Raw genomic sequence first — 16,477 nt, 5'->3', positions numbered from 1 at the left:
GGGTGGACGATCAAGCGATCGTCATCAGACTGGCGTTGCCCCCTGCCGCCGCGCTGTTCGTGCTGACGGCGCGCTCGATCACCAACGCCTCCAGCGGCACGTCCCCGCTGTCGGCGGCGAAGCGCCGAAGGCTCACGATGGGACCGTCGCGTTCGGCCAGGCGCGCCGACACGGCCAGCAGGTCGTCTGGGCTGCCCTGGTGCAGGGCGACGTCGAACTCCACGCCGGGCGCCGCCCAGTCGCTGGCCAGCGCAATCGCCTCCTGCACGTCCAGCGGCAAGCTCGCGTGCAGGGCCCGTGTCTCAGGCCGCGTTGGCCAGATCGCGCGGCAGCCCACGGCCAGCGCGCCGGCCAATTGCAGGAGCAGCGAATCGTCGGACTCTGCCAGGCACAAGGCCGCCTCGCGCGGATACAGCGAGTAGACATTGCGTTCACCGGTCGGCCCCGCCAGCAGCCGGGCGCTGCGAGGGCCGATCATCTGGGCCAGCCGCTGGCACTGCGCGGCGGCACGACCATTGCGGTGCCGGGCCATCCACGACACGAGCGAGTCGAATGCGGGCGGAGGGGGCGCAGCGGCGCCCTCGGCCGACGACCCCGGCAGGCCGAGCTCGACCGCACGCACAAGCACATCCTGCGGGCGCGCCGCAAGCAGCCGGTACATGTACAAGGGACCGCCTGCCTTCGGACCCGTGCCGGACAGGCCCTCGCCGCCGAAAGGCTGCACGCCGACGACGGCGCCGACCATGTTGCGGTTGACGTAGACATTGCCGACGCGGGCGTGGGACAGCACCTTGTCGATGGTCTCGTCGATGCGGGTGTGCAGGCCCAGGGTCAGGCCGTAGCCGGTGGCATTGATCTGCGCCATCAGCGCCTCGAGCTCGCGGCGCTCGTAGCGCACCACGTGCAGCACGGGCCCGAAGACCTCGCGCTCCAGCTCCGAGATGCGCTCCAGTTCGATCAGCGTGGGCACGACATAGGTGCCTTCTTCGATGACGTCATGCGCGCAACGGCCCAGGCGATGGACACGCCGGCCGCGCCCCTGCATCGCTTCGACGTGCGCCTCGATGGTGTCGCGTGCGCCCGCGTCGATCACCGGGCCCACATCCACGCGCAGCGAAGCCGGATTGCCCACGGTGGCCTCGGCCATCGCGCCGCGCAGCATGTGCAGCAGGCGGTCCGCCACATCGTCCTGGACGCACAGGACCCGCAGCGCCGAGCAGCGCTGCCCCGCGCTGTCGAAAGCGGAGCCGACCACGTCGGCGACGACCTGTTCGAGCAGCGCCGACGAGTCGACGATCATCGCGTTCTGTCCGCCCGTCTCGGCAATCAGGGGCACCGGCGCGCCGGTCGGGCCGAGCCGCGCGGCCAGCGTGCGCTGCAGCAGCCGCGCGACCTCCGTCGAGCCGGTGAACATGACGGCCTGGACGCGCGCATCGGCGACCAGGCGCGCGCCGACGGTGGAGCCCCGCCCCGGAACCAGCTGCACGGCGGCCGCGGGCACGCCGCCTTCGTGCAGAAGACGGACCGCCTCCGCGGCAATCAGCGAGGTCTGTTCTGCAGGCTTGGCAAGCACCGGGTTGCCGGCCGCGAGGGCGGCGGAGACCTGGCCGACGAAGATGGCCAGCGGGAAGTTCCACGGGCTAATGCAGACCACCGGGCCCAGCGCCCGATGGGTGCTGCTGTCGAAATCGGCGCGGGCGTGGGCTGCGTAGAAGCGCAGGAAGTCGATCGCCTCGCGCACCTCGGCCACGCCATTGGCGTAGGTCTTGCCGGCCTCGCGGGCCAGCAGGCCGAGCAGTTGCGGCAAGCGCGCCTGCAGCAGGTCCGCCGCGCGCTCCAGCGCGCTCGCCCGCTGTGCCGCCGGAGTGCCGGCCCAGACTGGGGCGAATTCCGTCGCCGCGTGCAAGGCGGCCTCGATCTCTTTCTCGTCTGCCGCACGAACCCGGCCCACCACGTCACGATGATCGGCCGGGTTGAGCACCTGCTTCCAGGCCGTCCCCTGCGATGCCGGCGACTGCGCCAGCAAGGGCTCGGCCGTCCATGAGACGTCCGCACCCTGAACCAGGACGGATTCCAGATCGCGCAGCGTCTGCTCGTTCGACAGGTCCATGCCCTGCGAATTGCGCCGGGCCTGGCCATAGAGCGCTGCGGAGTGTGCGATGGCCGGATGCGACCGGCCCAGCTCGCCCTCCTCTTTCGCCATGCGTTCGACCGCGGCCACGGGGTCCTCCACCAGCGATGCGATGGAGATCGTGGGATCGGCGATGCGATTGACGAAGGAGGTGTTGGCGCCGTTCTCGAGCAGGCGGCGCACCAGGTAGGCCAGCAGCGTCTCGTGCGTGCCCACGGGCGCGTAGATGCGGCAGGGGCGCCCGAGCTTGCCGTCCTCGGTGCGGCCGACCACCTGCTCGTACAACGGCTCGCCCATGCCATGCAGGCACTGGAACTCGTACTGCCCGGGCCGGTAGGCGGCGGGCTCGGCGAGGGTGTAGATCGCCGCCATGGTGTGGGCGTTGTGGGTGGCGAACTGCGGATAGACCTCCGCCGGCGCCGCCAGCAGTCGGCGGGCGCAGGCCAGGTACGAGACATCGGTGTAGACCTTGCGCGTGTAGACGGGGAAGCCGTCCTGCCCGTCGACCTGGGCGCGCTTGATCTCGCTGTCCCAATAGGCGCCCTTGACCAGCCGGACCATCAGGCGATGGCGGCTGCGCCGGGCCAGGTCGATCAGGTAGTCGATCACATGGGGGCAGCGCTTCTGGTATGCCTGGACCACGAAGCCGATGCCGGCCCAGCCGGCCAGCGCGGGCTCGAAGCACAGCTTTTCCAGCAGGTCCAGCGAGAGCTCGAGCCGGTCCGCCTCCTCGGCGTCGATGTTCAATCCGATGTCGTAGCGCCGGGCCAGCAGCGCCAGGCCGCGCACCACCGGATAGAGCTCGTCCATGACCCGGCCGTACTGCGCGCGGCTGTAGCGCGGGTGCAGCGCGGACAGCTTGATGGAGATGCCGGGGCCCTCGTACACGCCGCGCCCGCTGGAGGCCTTTCCGATGGCGTGGATCGCCTGCTCGTAGGACTGGCGGTAGCGCTCTGCGTCCTCGGCCGTCATGGCCGCCTCGCCCAGCATGTCGTAGGAGTACCGGAAGCCCTGGGCCTCGAGGTGACGGGCGTGCTCCAGTGCGGCCTGGATGGTCTCGCCGGTGACGAACTGCTCGCCCATCATCCGCATGGCCATGTCCACGCCCTTGCGGATCATCGGCTCGCCGCCCTTGGCGATCAGGCGGGTGAGCAGCGCCGACAACGACGATTCGCTGTGGGTCGACACGAGCTTGCCGGTCAGCAGCAGCCCCCAGGTCGCAGCGTTGACGAAAAGCGAAGGACTGCGACCCGCATGTTCCTGCCAGTGCCCGCGCGCGATCTTGTCGCGGATGAGCGCATCGCGGGTGGCGGAGTCGGGAATGCGCAGCAGGGCTTCGGCCAGGCACATCAAGGCCACGCCCTCTTGCGAGGACAGCGCGTATTCCTGAAGAAGGCCTTGCACCAGGCCCGCACGCCCGGCGGAGTTCTTGCGGTCGCGCAGGCGCTGTGCGATCTGCAGCGCGAGGGCGTTGGCGCGGCTGCCGGTGCCGGCGTCCATTCGGGCCTGCGCCAGCAGCCCCGAGACGGCCTCGGGCTCGGGCAAGCGGTAGGCGTGGGTGATGCGCCGGCGCAGTTCGGAGGATTCTGGGGGACCTCCGGCAAAGCCGCTGAAGAGCGTGGCGGGATCGATCTGTGTGCGCGTGGTCATGAGAGCTGGCTGCCTTGACTGGTGATATTGCGCATAATGCTCGCCTTACATGCGAATTTTTGTTCGAAATTTAACCTGAATGCAGGATAAATCACTAGACGATGCAGCCGAGCTGCTTGGCCTGGACAGGCTGGACCTGCGCATCCTGTCGGCGCTGCAGGCGGACGGACGCATCACCAACCTGAAGCTGGCCGAAGCCATCGGCCTGTCGCCCACGGCCGTCCTGGCGCGGGTGCAGCGCCTCACGCGCGACGGGTACATCCTGGGCTACGAAGCGCGTTTGAATCCCCTGAAGCTCGGCGCGGGCATGCTGGTGTTCGTGGAGGTCCTGCTCGACAGGACGACGCCCAATGTCTTCGACGCGTTCAAGGCCGCGGTGCAGGTGCGGCCGGAGATCATGGAGTGCCACATGGTGGCGGGCGGCTTCGACTATCTGCTCAAGACCCGCAGCGCGGACATGAACGACTACCGGAACTTCGCGGGCACCGTGCTGTGGCAATTGCCGGGCGTGCGCGAGACGCGCACCTATGCCGTCATGGAGGAGGTCAAGAACTCCGCTCGGCTGGCATTGCCCGGCGTGTGACCACCGGCTCGCCTCACGAGCCATCACCTAACCCGGAGCCTTCACTCCCCGCGCGGCCAGCGCGCGGTATCCGGACGGCGAGTGACCCACCGCACGAGTGAAGAACTTGCTGAAGTAGGCCGGGTCCTGATAGCCGATGGCGGCCGCCACCTCGGCCACCGACATGGGGGTGTAGGCCAGCAGGCGGCGCGCCTCCAGCATCAGCCGCTCGTGCAGCAGCTGCAATGCAGACTCGCGCGTCACGTTGCGGCAGGTGCGGCTCAGGTGGTCCGGCGTCACGCCCAGGGCGTCGGCATAGAAGGACAGCGGGCGGTGCTCGCGGAAGTGCTGTTCGGTCAATGCCAGGTAGCGCTGCACCAGGGCATCGCGCGCGCCGGGTGCCTGCGCCTTCCCGATCCGTTCGCCGCGCAAGCGCATGAGCAGCACGGCCAGCAGCGTGGCCGAAGCCAGCAGCGCGGGCACCCGGCCCGCCCCATGGCCCTGGAACTCGCGCGCGACCATGGCGAACAAGGCGGCACATTCGGCGCGCGCTTCCGGCTCCAGTGTGGCCAGGACGAAGGAATTTCCCAGGCCGGTATCGGCCAGGTGGTCGCCTCCCAGCAAGCGCTGCAATGTGGCGGTGGGAATGGTGAGCTGATGCCCCGCCGTGTCGTGCGTGTGGCGGAACCCATGCACCGAACCCGGCGCGATCAGCAAGATCGCGGGCGCGTCGGCCTGCACCGGCTGGCCATCGACAGTGCCCTCGATGTGCCCTGCTTCCAGGAACTGGATCTGATGCAGGCCGTCATGGCGGTGCGCCGGAATCGTCCAATCTATCTGCTGGCCGCGCACGGCCACGGGTTCGTAGTGCAGGCAATCGTCCGGCTGCTCATGGCGGACTTCCCTGAAAGGAACGAGCAGCAGCGGCGTGGCGGCGGGCTTCATGGCAGCAGGTGCGAATCGACCTCGGAAAAGTACCCCCCTCACCACGATTTGTCCATTCGCATCGGCGCGCAATGACCCGACGATGCAAGCTCCAGACGCAAGAACACGGAAAGACGAGACAAGCCATGGACCAGCAGACACTTCCTCCACCTCCTTCAAGGGGCGCGGCCCTCGCCGCGCTGGGGCTGGCCGGCCGCGCGCTGGCGCTGGCCGATTTCCTGCCCGTGACCAGCACCGTCCACTACGCCTTCGTGCTCACCGCCGGCCCTGGCCCGGGTCCGGCCCGGATGCGATGGCGCGCCTGATCGGCGATCAGCTCTCTCGCAGGCTCAATCAACCCATCGTGGTGGAGAACCGCCCGGGTGGCCAGAACGCGATCGGCGCGCAGGCGGCAGCCAGGTCGGCGCCGGACGGCTACACCTTCTATTTCGCGACCGCCGCTGCGCTGGTCATGAACTCCTATCTGTTCAAGAGCCTGCCCTACGACCCGAAGAAGGCTCGGTGAATCCAGGCTCCCCGTTCAAGTCCCTCCAGAAACTCGTCGCCTATGCGAAGGCCAACCCCGGCAAGCTGGACGTGGCGAACGAAGGGCCGAAGACTTTTGGCGGAATGCTGACGGGTCTGCTGAGTTCCCAGCTGGGCATCAAGGTGAATTCGGTCCCCTGCGCTTCGGTCAGCGCCGGCGTCACCGACACGGTCGGCGGCGAGATCGAGGTGATCGTGAGCGACGTGCCCTCGCATCAGCGCTGGGCGAAGCTCAGCAGGGACCTGGGCATCGTGCCCGAATGAGGGCTGGGGACGACAGCGCGAAGGTTTCGCCAGGCGGCGAGGGTCAGTCGGATGCTCGGCTCTCGGGGCGGAACTCCGCGCTGCCGATCCTGGATGGGTTCGCTATTCCGGCTTGATGTTGAGCTTGTCGAGCACGCCTTGCCAGGTTCTGCGATCGTCTTCGATGTCTTTGACCCTGATCAATCACCTGACGGAATGTCATAGCCACGCTTGTCCAGGAGCTTCACCCAGCGTCGAATGCGCGCCCGCATACTCCGCTTGTCCGCATCGCCAAGAAGATGCATTTGGCCGACCATCTTGATGGCATCGGCCGCTTTTCACAAAGCCGTGCTGCAACAAGGCCAGGTTGAACTCACGGTCCTTTTCTCGATTGGCCGCGGCCTTGGACATGAACAAGTCGATGACATCCAGGCAAAGACCGAGCCGGCCGTTGGTTCCCTTCTCGCTCTGAACGCGATGCAGGCGCCCCTCCCAACCCAGCGGCAGTTTGGCGGTCGTCGAATCGACGCCCTGTGCGTAGTATCCATAGGTCGTGTGGAACTGGGAGCCCTCGCCCAAGGCTCCCTCGATCAGTTCTGATTTCCCCTCGGCAGCCCGAGGATAGATGTCGGCTTCGGCCGACAGCTTGAAAACGTCCGGAGGGTACGGGATCGGCCCAAGAATGGACTGGCTGCCAACGATGATGAACTCGTATTCGTCGGTTACGTCGCCAGCGGCTCGGATGATGTGCTCGAGGTCCTCGCGGTTCAATTCGGCCCTCCTCGGGCAGCGGGCGCGCGCGGCTTCGACCCGAGCAGAACTCCCTTTTTTAGGGCACTTACTTGTTCAAGAACGGCCGCACGGAGGGGCGCCGGCAAGATGGTTGGCAGGGGCGACGCCTGCCGCAGTTCCCTCCCGCGGCGCGACGTGCTCAGGGCGCGACGCCAATCGCGCCGGTGCAGGATGACTGACCATTCGTCCCACAGGAATCGCGAATGACTGCTGCCCGAACTGCGCCATTCCTCCAAAGTTGCGAGAGCCTGGTCGATCAATTTCGGATCGCTGAGCATCAGCTTGATCGCCTCCTTGTGCAACATCAGGCTTTGAAGATCTTGTGCATCATGACTGCCGTCAGCCTTGACCCATACGGAAACGGCAGGCGCCGGCCGTTTGCGCGGCCTGTCCTCGACACCGGGGGTGATTTGCAGGGCATCGCTTGCCAACAAGGCCAGGTCTGCCGAGACCCCCAGTGCTGACATCACACGCACGTAGTTGCCCATGGACGGTGACGGGTCCCCAGACTCGATGGCTGCAAGTGTGGTGCGCGAGATGCCAACAAGCTCAGCCAAGGCTGTGCTCGAGAAGCCCTCTTGGCGGCGAACGCGTTTGAGCCTCTCGCCCAGTTGCAGGAGCAACTGGCGATCCAAGACCGAGGTCGAATCCGTTCGGGCTGTCATTTGTCCAGAATTTTATTCATTTCCTTGGCATTTTGGCCAGTTTTCTGGTCAATTGATCGATCTCTTCGCTGGGGGATCTACAGCCTCACAGGCAAGTCTGCCGATCTGGGGTGAGTTCGCTATTCCGGCTTGATGTTGAGCTTGTCCAGCACGCCTTGCCAGGTCCTGCGATCGTCTTCGATGTACTTGGCAAGCTGCTCGGGCGTGCCGGGCCGCGGATAGGTGCCCAGCTCGCGCGACTTGGCGACCACATCGGGCAGCAGCAGCGCTTCGCTCATGTCCTTGTTGAGCCTGGCGAGGATGGCGGGGTCCACGCCCTTCTTCGCGATCACCGCGAACCAGCCGAAGGCCACCGCGCCCGGCACGGTCGAGCTCGCCAGCGGCAGCTGGTCGAGGCCGGGTTCGACGCGGTCGCTCATCGATGCCAGGATCCGCATCTTGCCGGCCTGGACGTTGCCGGCGACCACGTTGTAGGTCTCGACCATCATCTGGGTCTGGCCGCCGAGCGTGGCCTGCATGGCCTGGGCGCCGCCCGGGTAGTGCACTTCGAGGAACTGCGCGCCCGAGTTCAGGCCCAGCAGCGCCGAGGCGAGGTGCGGCGCGGTGCCGCGGCCGTTGTCGGCCACCTCGATGCCCTTTGGCCTGGCCTTGGCGGCGGCAATGAATTCGCCAAGCGTCTTGTAGGGCGAGTCGCCCGCAACGGCGAGCACGAAGGGCGCCACGGCCGCCAGGGTGACGGGCACGAAGTCACGGTTGAAGTCATAGCTCACGCCCTTGATGGTGCTGGGCGCGACGGAGATGGCCGAGCCCTGGACGAAGCCGAAGGTGGTCCCATCGGTCGGCCCGGTCAGAAGGGTGTTCATGCCGATCACGCCGCTGCCGCCCGGCTTGTTGTCGACCACCACGGCCTGGCCCCACTTCTGGCTGAGCTTGACGCCGACGAAGCGGATCAGCACATCGGGCGCGGAGCCGGCCGGGAACGGGACCACGAAGCGCACGGGCTGGCTCGGCCACTTCGAGGCAGCGGACTGCGCCCGGGCCTGGGGCATCACCGCGACCATCGACACGGCGAGTGCGAGAAGCGATCGGCGAAGGTTCATTCGATCCATGGAGGTCTCCTTGTCATTGTTTGAAAAACTGCCGGCAGTGCCGGGCATGCGCGAACGGTCGAGGCTCAAGCAACCTCGCTCATGCTGGATTGCGGTGGGATGCGCTCGTGCGCCACACCCTTCAGCAGATCGAGCGCCACGTCGACGATCATGTCTTCCTGGCCGCCCACCATGCGGCGCCGTCCCAGTTCGACCAGGATGTCGACGGTCTTCAGGCCGTACTTCCTCGCGGCCACTTCCGAATGCCGCAGGAAGCTCGAATACACGCCGGCATAGCCCAGCGCCAGGGTCTCGCGGTCCACGCGCACCGGCCGGTCCTGCAGGGGGCGCACGATGTCGTCGGCGGCATCCATCAGCCTGTACAGATCCGTTCCGTGGTTCCAGCCCAGGCGCGCGGCCGCGGCGATGAAGACTTCCAGCGGCGCATTGCCCGCCCCTGCCCCCATGCCCGCCAGGCTGGCGTCCACGCGGTCGCAGCCCTCTTCCACCGCGACGATGCTGTTGGCCACGCCCAGGCTCAGGTTGTGGTGCGCGTGCATGCCCGTCTGCGTCTCGGGTTGCAATACGTCCTTGAACGCGCGGAACCGGTCGCGCACATCGTTCATGCTCAGCGCGCCGCCCGAGTCCACCACGTAGCAGCAGGTCGCGCCGTAGCTTTCCATGAGCCTGGCCTGCTGCGCCAGCGCATCCGGCGTCGTCATGTGGCTCATCATCAGGAAGCCCACGGCCTCCATGCCGAGGTGGCGCGCGTACTCGATGTGCTGCCTCGAGATGTCGGCCTCGGTGCAGTGCGTGGCCACGCGAACGATGCGCGCACCCGCCTCGCAGGCGGCCTTGAGATCGTGCACAGTGCCGATGCCCGGCAGCAGCAGCGTCGCGATCTTCGCGTGCTTTACCACGCTGGCCACCGCTTCGATCCACTCGACGTCGGCGTGGGCGCCGAAGCCGTAGTTGAAACTGCCGCCCTGCAGGCCGTCGCCGTGCGCAACCTCGATGGAGTCGACCCTGGCCTCGTCGAGCGCCCTGGCGATCTGCCTGGCCTGCTCCACGCTGTACTGGTGGCGAATGGCGTGGCTGCCGTCGCGCAGCGTCACGTCGGAGATGTAGATTTTCTTGCTGAGGTCGTGGCTCATCTCGGTTTCCTTCAGGCAGCCACGGCCGCGAGCATGCGCTCGGCCATCGATTCGGCGGTGCGCAGCGCTGCGCTGGTCATGATGTCCAGGTTGCCCGCGTAGGCCGGCAGGTAGTGCGCGGCGCCTTCCACCTCCAGGAAGATGGAGGTCTTCAGGCCCTGCATGCCCGCGCCCACGCCTGGGATGCGGATGGGGCGGCCGGCTTCGATCCGGTCGAACTGCACCCGCTGCTTGAGGCGGTAGCCCGGCACGTAGGCCTGGACGTCGGCGGCCATGCGCTCGACCGAGGCGGCGATCTCGTCCTCATCGGCGAATTCGCTGAGGGTGTAGACCGTGTCCCGCATGATCAGCGGCGGCTCGGCCGGATTCAGCACGATGATGGCCTTGCCCTTGGCCGCGCCACCCACCACCTCGATGGCCTTCGACGTGGTCTCCGTGAACTCGTCGATGTTGGCCCGTGTACCCGGGCCGGCGCTCTTGCTGGAGATGCTGGCAACGATCTCGCCGTAGTGGACCTTGGCCACGCGCGAAACCGCCGCCACCATCGGGATGGTGGCCTGGCCGCCGCAGGTGACCATGTTGACGTTGGGCGCGTCCAGATGCGCCAGGCCGTTGACCACGGGAATGCAGTACGGGCCGATGGCCGCGGGCGTGAGGTCGACCAGGCGGACCTCCGGCTTCAGCCCGCGCAGGAACGCATCGTTCTTGACGTGCGCACCGGCCGAGGTCGCGTCGAAGACGATGTCGATGTCCGCGAACACCGGCAGGCGCGAGAGGCCTTCCACGCCCTCGTGGGTGGTGGCCACGCCCATGCGCGCGGCGCGCGCCAAGCCGTCGGAGGCGGCGTCGATGCCGACCATCGCGCCCATCTCGATATGACGGCCGCGGCGCATGATTTTGATCATCAGGTCCGTGCCGATGTTGCCGCTGCCGATGATGGCGGCCTTCAGCTTGCGATCAGCCACGCTCATGTTCGCCCCGTTCGGTGGTGTTGAATTCGACACGGCCCAGGCCTTGCATCTCGAGCGCAACGTGCTGCCCGGGCTGGAGGGCTTCGGCCGCGGTGGCGCCGCCGGCCATCACCAGCCACCCGGCCTGCAGCGGTTCGTCCGCGCCTGCGCTCAGGCGCGCGGCGGCAACGAGGGAGCGCAGTGGATTCCCGAGAATCCCCGCGGTGCTCCCGACCTGGCGCGGCACACCGTCGATCGCCAGGATGAGGCCGAGGTTGCTGGAATCCTGCCGCGGGTCGCACCAGGGACCGATCACGTAGCCCGACGACGACGCGTTGTCGGCAATGACGTCCTCCAGCGAAAAGCGGAAGTTCTCGAAGCGGGAATCGATGATCTCGAGCGCCGGTGCAATCGCCACCACCGCATCGAGCGCCTGGGCGAGGCTGGCGCCTGCAGGCAGCGGCTTGCCGAGCAGGAAGGCCAGCTCGGGCTCCACGCGCGGATGCACGAACCGGCCGAGCGACACCTGTCCGCCATCTTCTTCGGCCATCGCATCGGTCAGGCGCCCCCAGATCATGTCGTGTACGCCCATCTGGACCATCTTGACGCGGCTGGTGAAGCCCATCTTCATGCCGGTGCGCCGCTCGCCGCGTGCGAGCCGATGTGCAATCGAAGCCCGCTGGACTTCGTAGGCGTCCTCGACGCTCAGTTCTTCCTCGTGCCCGAACTGCGAGACGGGCTTTGCATGGCGTGCGGCATCGTCGACCCGCTGCGCCAGGCGTGCGATTCGTTGCCGGCTCATGGCTGTTGCTCCTCGAAAACGGCGCGCACCGACCCGAGGCCCTGGATGCGGGCCTCGAAGACATCCCCGGGATTGACGGGGACCATCGGCCCCAGTGCGCCGGTGAGCACCACGTCGCCGGCCTTCAGTCCGCGGCCCAGCTCGGCCATCTTGTTGGCCAGCCACAGGGCCGCATTGAGCGGGTGCCCCAGGCACGCGGCGCCCGCGCCCAGGCTGACCTGCTCGCCCTTGCGCTCCATGACCATGCCCGCCAGGCGCAGGTCCAGTCCGGGCAGGGGCACCGGGGTGTTGCCGAGCACGAAGAGGCCGCTGGAGGCGTTGTCCGCCACCGTGTCGACGAAGCGGATGTTCCACTCGGCGATGCGGCTGCCCACGATCTCGATCGCGGGCAGCGCGAAGGCGACGCCACGCAGCATCTGCGCCATCGTGATGCCGGGCTCGGGCAGGTCGTGCGCCATGACCAGCGCCACCTCCGCCTCGACCTTGGGCTGCATCAGGCGGGACCAGCGCACCGGCTCGCCATCCGCGATCGCCATGTCGGCGAAGAGCATGCCGTAGTCGGGCTGGTCCACGCCGAGCTGCTTCTGCACCGCCTTCGCGGTGAGCCCGATCTTCCGGCCGACAAGGCGTCCACCGGCTTGCAGCTTGCGCTGGGTGTTGATTTCCTGCACGGCGTAGGCCTCTTGCGGGCCGAAGCCGGGGAAGGTCTCCCGCAAGGGCGCGATCGCCTTGCCGCCGGTGGCGGCGCTCCACAGCGAATCCGCTGCCGCTTCGATGTCGCGCGTTGTCATTGCGCCGCTCCGTTGAACTTGATGCAAACGTTGGAAAGCTCGGTGTAGAACTCGAGCGAGTGAACGCCTCCCTCGCGGCCGATGCCGGAGGCGCCGGAACCGCCGAAGGCCGTGCGCAGGTCGCGCAAGAACCAGGTGTTGACCCATACGACGCCCACCTTCAGGGCATTGGCAAAGCGATGGGCCCGGTCGATGTCCTGTGTGTAGACCGAAGCGGCCAGGCCGTAGCGCGTGTCGTTCGCCATCCGGAGCGCCTCGGACTCGCGATCGAAGGGGATGACGCAGCAGCAGGGCCCGAAGATCTCTTCGCTGGCCACGCGCGAGCCGTGCGGCAGGCCCGTCCACACCGTCGGCTCGATCCAGGCGCCGCCCACGAGCGCAGGCGCTACCTTCGGCACGCCGCCCCCATGCGCGACCGAAGCGCCCTCATCCCGCGCCAAGGCGTAGTAGCCCAGGACCTTGGCCTGGTGCTCGGTGGAGACCAGGGGCCCGAAATTGGCATCGGGATCGTCGGGACGGCCCGGCTTCAGCCTCACCGCCGCGGCGGCCAGCCGCTGCACAACGGCATCGAAGACCGGGCGCTGCACGTACACCCGCTCCGTGCCGAGGCAGACCTGGCCCGAGTTCTCGAAGACCGAGCGGGTCAGCCCGGCGATGGTCACGTCCAGGTCCGCATCCTCGAACACCACCGCGGCGTTCTTGCCGCCGAGCTCCATCGAGACCGGCTTGATGCCTTCCGCCGCCGCCCGCATGATCGCGGCGCCCGTGGGCGTCTCTCCCGTGAACGTGACCGCATCGATGTCCGGGTGCGTGGTGAGATATTCGCCGGCAGAGTCCGGGCCGAAGCCGTGTACCACGTTGTAGACGCCCTTTGGGATGCCCACGGCGTTCATGACTTCACCCAGGAGCGCCGCCGTGGCCGGCGTCTCTTCCGAGGGCTTGACGACGACGGTGTTGCCGCATGCCAGCGCCGGCCCGACCTTCCACGTCATCAGCAGCAGCGGCAGGTTCCACGGGCACACCACGGCCACGACGCCCTTCGGCCGCCTCGATGCATAGTTCAACGCGGGCTTGCCGTCCGGCGCATGGCTGGCAAAGCTTTCGGTCGGCACATTGCGCACCACATCCGCGAACACGCGGAAGTTCGCCGCACCGCGTGGGATGTCGAGATGCGACGCCAGCGCGCGCGGCTTGCCGGTGTCTGCCACTTCGGCGGCAATGAAGTCCTCCGCGCGCCGATCGATCTCCGCGGCCAGCGCATACAGCAGGTCGCAGCGTTGCGCGAGCTTGAGGGAGCCCCACGGGCCCTGGAGCGCCTGGCGCGCGGCGCGCACCGCGTCATCCACGTCCTCGCGCCCGGCCTCGCTGACCTTGTCGATGAGCGAGCCGTCGACGGGATTGATGTCGTCGAAGCTTCGGCCGCCGCGTCCCTCGCGGTATTGGCCATCGATGAAGTTGAGAATCACGCTCGTGTCTCCTGGAAGTTGATCTCTGGGTCCCCTGCGCCGAGGTACTCCCACATGCGCTCGAAGATGCCGCCGGCATCGGTGGCCCGCCGTTCGCGCTCGGCTGCATCGAGCACGACCGATTCGTCCTGCAGGCCGGCCGCCAGCACGGCCAACTCGATCCGCGCCGCGTCCTCGAGGTACCAGGTCAGCACCACCGCCTTGGCCAGCGAGTCGCTCGCGACCAGCACGCCATTGCCGCGCATCACGATCGCGTTGGCGCTCCCCATCGCGTCGATCACCGCGGAGGCCCGTTCGTCGTCGCGCACGAGCTGCGGGTCGTCCCACAGGGCCGCACCGGCACCGAAGTAGGCGCCCATGCCATGGCGGGTGCGGGGCGTGCGCCGCGCGGTGCCCAGCGCCATGAGCGAGGGCGGCATCGTGCGGGTCACGGCGCGCACGTCGGCGCGGCGTCCGTAGATCTGCTGGTGCAATCGAACCTCGCCCAGCACGCCCGCCGGAAGCTTCCCGGTCACCGGCACGACGGTGCCCGGCTCGCCCGGGGCGATCAGGCCCATCGGCCGCGAGGCACAAACCAGAAAGTTGCCTTCGTCGAGGCGGACGCTGCAGTGGCCGTAGGCGTGTGCCAGGCCATGGCGCGCCAGGGCGCGGGCGGCCATGCGCAGTTCGCGCTGAAGGGCGGGAGTGGCGATCAAGGCGCTGCTCCTCATGCGGGGTCGCGAAACTCGGCGATGTCGGGCACGGCCCCCCACATGCAGAACGATTCGTTTCCGCGCGGGAACTGCCGCGGCTGGTAGCTCAACTCCTCTTCCGCGGTGATCAGGCGCACGCCGGTGGAGTACTCGAAGATCATTCCGTCCGGACCGTAGAAGTAGAGGAAGCGCGCGCCGGAGGTCGGGTGGCGGCCCGGACCGAAGGCGATCTTGATGCCTTTCATCTGGAGCATGTACCAGGCCCGCATGATGTCGTCCACGCTCTCGACCTGGTGGTTGATGTGCTGCACGCCCGAGCGCGTCGTCGGGAACATCGCCACCTTGTGATGCACCTCGTCGATCCGCAGCAGCGGCGCATCGCCGATGCGGTCGCTCACGCGCGCCCCGAGCACGTGGGTCCAGAAGCGCTCGTCGCGCTGGGCGTCGGTGGTACACAGCCCCACATGGCTGAAGCCCGTGATGCCGGCATCCCGCGACGGAAAGTAGCGGCGCCCGCTGTGGTGAGGACCGAGCACGAGCTCGATCTTGTTGCCGGTGGGATCCTTGAAGTGAATGAAGCTGCGCACGTGGCGCTGTTCGCATTCGTTCGCGGTGCCCAGGCGCACCTCGACACCGGCGTTGCCGAGTTCCGCGGCGGCCGCCTCCAGCTCGTCGGCGCTGCGCAGCTCGAAGCCCACCGTGTGGTCTGCCGGGTCGCCGTCGAAGTACACCAGCGTGTGGTCGCGGCTGTCGCTGCGGAAGTAGGAGGCGCCCGCCTCCTGGCGTGCGCGCTCCAGGCCGAGCATCTCGCGCGCGAAGAGGTCCGCCTGGTCGCGCTGCCGGGTTCCGAGGCGCACGTAGCGGATGTCGAGCAGGTTGATCACGGCATGTCTCCTTTTTGCTGGGGCTGCAGGCACTGTAGAAAGATCGATGACATTCCGGAAATGAAAAAATAGAATTCGTGATATGCCAACGACACATATCAAGCAGATCCACCGCTCGCGCCCCCTGTCGCGGCAAGTCGACCTCAACCTGCTCGAGCTCTTCGAGACGGTCTATCGCACGCGCAACCTGACCGCGGCCGGATCGCAGCTGGGCCTGACCCAGCCGGCGGTCAGCCGCGGCCTGGGGCGGCTGCGGGAGATGTATGGGGATGCGTTGTTCGTGCGGCAGCAGCGCGGCGTCGTGCCGACGCCCTTTGCCGACTCGCTGGTGTCTCCGGTGAGCTCGGCGCTCGAGATCCTCCGTTCCACCATCAACCGGCCAACCTTCAGCGAGGGCCAGGAGGCACGCACCTTCAGGGTCGCGATGAGCGACGTCGGCGAGCGGCTGTTTCTTCCACGCCTGATGCGGCATCTGGCCGAGGTGGCCCCGCAGGTCGTCGTCGAGGTCGTCTCGCCGAGCCGGGGCGAGTTGCTCGACGGATTGACCTCGGGCCAGATCGATCTCGCAGCGGGCTACCTCAGCGACCTGGGCAAGCAGATGCACCAGCGCCGCCTGTTCCGCGAACGGTTCCTGTACGTCGCCCGCAAGGATCACCCCGGTGTCAAGGGCAAGCTGCGCCGCGAGCAGCTGCGGGAGCTGGCGCATGTGGTGGCGGGCCCGGTGGGCATGCAGCATGCCGCCGCCGTGGAGAAGGTGCTGTCAGGGGCCCGCGTCAAGGCCAAGGTGGCGCTGAGAGTTCACAGTTTCCTGTGCGTCGGACCGATCGTCGCGAGCACCAACCTGATCGGCGCTGTGCCCAGCAACCTGGGGGCCGTGGTCGCACCTCATCTGCAGCTGCAGCTGGTGGAGCCGCCGGTGCAGTTCCCGGCCTTCGACGTCTCGATGACGTGGCATCAACGATTCCATCGCGACCCCGGCAGCGAGTGGCTGCGCAGCGTGTTCGTCACGCTGTTCGACGCCCTGAAGCTGCCCTTCGAGATCGAGGCGTAGGCGACGGCGGCCCTGTGGTTTTCTTGCGAGACGATGGCTCTGCACCCGCCTCCCCGAACTTCGCAGTTGCGCACGCGATGCCTGTC

At 67.7% G+C, this 16,477-nt stretch carries 17 protein-coding genes; 5 read left to right on the top strand and 12 right to left on the bottom strand.

Going from position 1 to position 16,477, the window contains the following annotated elements; all coding sequences use genetic code 11:
* Positions 1–10 precede the first annotated feature (10 nt).
* Positions 11–3,781, bottom strand: a complete 3,771-nt coding sequence (putA, locus tag AC3A6X_RS07670) for a trifunctional transcriptional regulator/proline dehydrogenase/L-glutamate gamma-semialdehyde dehydrogenase (protein WP_487841618.1) — start codon at positions 3,779–3,781, stop codon at positions 11–13.
* 79 nt (positions 3,782–3,860) lie between these two features.
* Here putA and AC3A6X_RS07665 point away from each other — a divergent pair, with 79 nt between their 5' ends.
* A complete protein-coding gene (locus AC3A6X_RS07665) occupies positions 3,861–4,364 on the top strand; it encodes an Lrp/AsnC ligand binding domain-containing protein (protein ID WP_309962634.1) in 504 nt (167 codons plus the stop codon).
* 27 nt (positions 4,365–4,391) lie between these two features.
* On the opposite strand, the gene AC3A6X_RS07660 is transcribed toward AC3A6X_RS07665, so the two are convergent.
* The gene (locus tag AC3A6X_RS07660) at positions 4,392–5,288 is read right to left on the bottom strand and encodes a helix-turn-helix domain-containing protein (protein ID WP_487841617.1); all 897 of its coding nucleotides are present in this window, start codon (positions 5,286–5,288) and stop codon (positions 4,392–4,394) included.
* A gap of 125 nt (positions 5,289–5,413) precedes the next feature.
* Here AC3A6X_RS07660 and AC3A6X_RS07655 point away from each other — a divergent pair, with 125 nt between their 5' ends.
* From AC3A6X_RS07655 to AC3A6X_RS07645, 3 genes are read left to right on the top strand one after another with little or no spacing between them, the layout of a single operon-like run.
* A complete protein-coding gene (locus AC3A6X_RS07655) occupies positions 5,414–5,593 on the top strand; it encodes a hypothetical protein (RefSeq protein ID WP_487841616.1) in 180 nt (59 codons plus the stop codon).
* Positions 5,581–5,793, top strand: a complete 213-nt coding sequence (locus tag AC3A6X_RS07650) for a tripartite tricarboxylate transporter substrate-binding protein (RefSeq protein ID WP_487841615.1) — start codon at positions 5,581–5,583, stop codon at positions 5,791–5,793. Before AC3A6X_RS07655 ends, AC3A6X_RS07650 begins: the two co-directional genes overlap by 13 nt.
* Positions 5,790–6,077 (top strand): tripartite tricarboxylate transporter substrate-binding protein, encoded by a 288-nt coding sequence (locus AC3A6X_RS07645; protein ID WP_487841614.1) that lies wholly within the window; start codon positions 5,790–5,792, stop codon positions 6,075–6,077. The genes AC3A6X_RS07650 and AC3A6X_RS07645 overlap by 4 nt, the downstream gene beginning before the upstream one ends.
* A gap of 198 nt (positions 6,078–6,275) precedes the next feature.
* Here the strand turns inward: AC3A6X_RS07645 and AC3A6X_RS07640 are convergent, their stop codons facing one another.
* The 10 genes from AC3A6X_RS07640 to AC3A6X_RS07595 all read right to left on the bottom strand — a co-directional run bounded on the left by AC3A6X_RS07640 (position 6,276) and on the right by AC3A6X_RS07595 (position 15,340).
* Complete coding sequence (locus AC3A6X_RS07640) at positions 6,276–6,827, bottom strand: DUF6036 family nucleotidyltransferase (protein ID WP_487841613.1); 552 nt, start codon at positions 6,825–6,827, stop codon at positions 6,276–6,278.
* Complete coding sequence (locus AC3A6X_RS07635; protein WP_487841612.1) at positions 6,824–7,513, bottom strand: helix-turn-helix transcriptional regulator; 690 nt, start codon at positions 7,511–7,513, stop codon at positions 6,824–6,826. Before AC3A6X_RS07635 ends, AC3A6X_RS07640 begins: the two co-directional genes overlap by 4 nt.
* A 119-nt stretch (positions 7,514–7,632) precedes the next feature.
* Positions 7,633–8,613, bottom strand: a complete 981-nt coding sequence (locus AC3A6X_RS07630) for a Bug family tripartite tricarboxylate transporter substrate binding protein (protein WP_487841611.1) — start codon at positions 8,611–8,613, stop codon at positions 7,633–7,635.
* Positions 8,614–8,687: 74 nt separating this feature from the next.
* The gene (gene dmpG, locus AC3A6X_RS07625; RefSeq protein WP_487841610.1) at positions 8,688–9,755 is read right to left on the bottom strand and encodes a 4-hydroxy-2-oxovalerate aldolase; all 1,068 of its coding nucleotides are present in this window, start codon (positions 9,753–9,755) and stop codon (positions 8,688–8,690) included.
* Positions 9,756–9,766: 11 nt separating this feature from the next.
* Positions 9,767–10,726, bottom strand: a complete 960-nt coding sequence (locus AC3A6X_RS07620) for an acetaldehyde dehydrogenase (acetylating) (protein ID WP_487841609.1) — start codon at positions 10,724–10,726, stop codon at positions 9,767–9,769.
* Entirely contained in the window at positions 10,713–11,507 is a 795-nt protein-coding gene (locus AC3A6X_RS07615) for a 2-keto-4-pentenoate hydratase (RefSeq protein ID WP_487841608.1), read from the bottom strand. The genes AC3A6X_RS07620 and AC3A6X_RS07615 overlap by 14 nt, the downstream gene beginning before the upstream one ends.
* Positions 11,504–12,298: a 2-keto-4-pentenoate hydratase gene (mhpD, locus tag AC3A6X_RS07610; RefSeq protein WP_487841607.1), complete on the bottom strand. Its 795-nt coding sequence runs from the start codon at positions 12,296–12,298 to the stop codon at positions 11,504–11,506. The genes AC3A6X_RS07615 and mhpD overlap by 4 nt, the downstream gene beginning before the upstream one ends.
* Positions 12,295–13,764: a 2-hydroxymuconic semialdehyde dehydrogenase gene (locus AC3A6X_RS07605; protein WP_487841606.1), complete on the bottom strand. Its 1,470-nt coding sequence runs from the start codon at positions 13,762–13,764 to the stop codon at positions 12,295–12,297. Before AC3A6X_RS07605 ends, mhpD begins: the two co-directional genes overlap by 4 nt.
* A complete protein-coding gene (locus tag AC3A6X_RS07600) occupies positions 13,761–14,459 on the bottom strand; it encodes a class II aldolase/adducin family protein (protein ID WP_487841605.1) in 699 nt (232 codons plus the stop codon). Before AC3A6X_RS07600 ends, AC3A6X_RS07605 begins: the two co-directional genes overlap by 4 nt.
* Positions 14,460–14,470: 11 nt before the next feature.
* Positions 14,471–15,340 carry a VOC family protein gene (locus AC3A6X_RS07595; RefSeq protein WP_487841604.1) on the bottom strand — a complete coding sequence of 290 codons (870 nt, stop codon included), beginning with the start codon at positions 15,338–15,340 and terminating at the stop codon, positions 14,471–14,473.
* Between the two features lie 82 nt (positions 15,341–15,422).
* Here AC3A6X_RS07595 and AC3A6X_RS07590 point away from each other — a divergent pair, with 82 nt between their 5' ends.
* Positions 15,423–16,391: a LysR family transcriptional regulator gene (locus tag AC3A6X_RS07590; RefSeq protein WP_487841603.1), complete on the top strand. Its 969-nt coding sequence runs from the start codon at positions 15,423–15,425 to the stop codon at positions 16,389–16,391.
* The last annotated feature ends 86 nt before the right edge of the window (positions 16,392–16,477 follow it).

The sequence above is a fragment of the Variovorax sp. Soil_C_12 genome (assembly GCF_057657375.1).
This window is presented reverse-complemented; position numbering and strand designations above follow the sequence as displayed.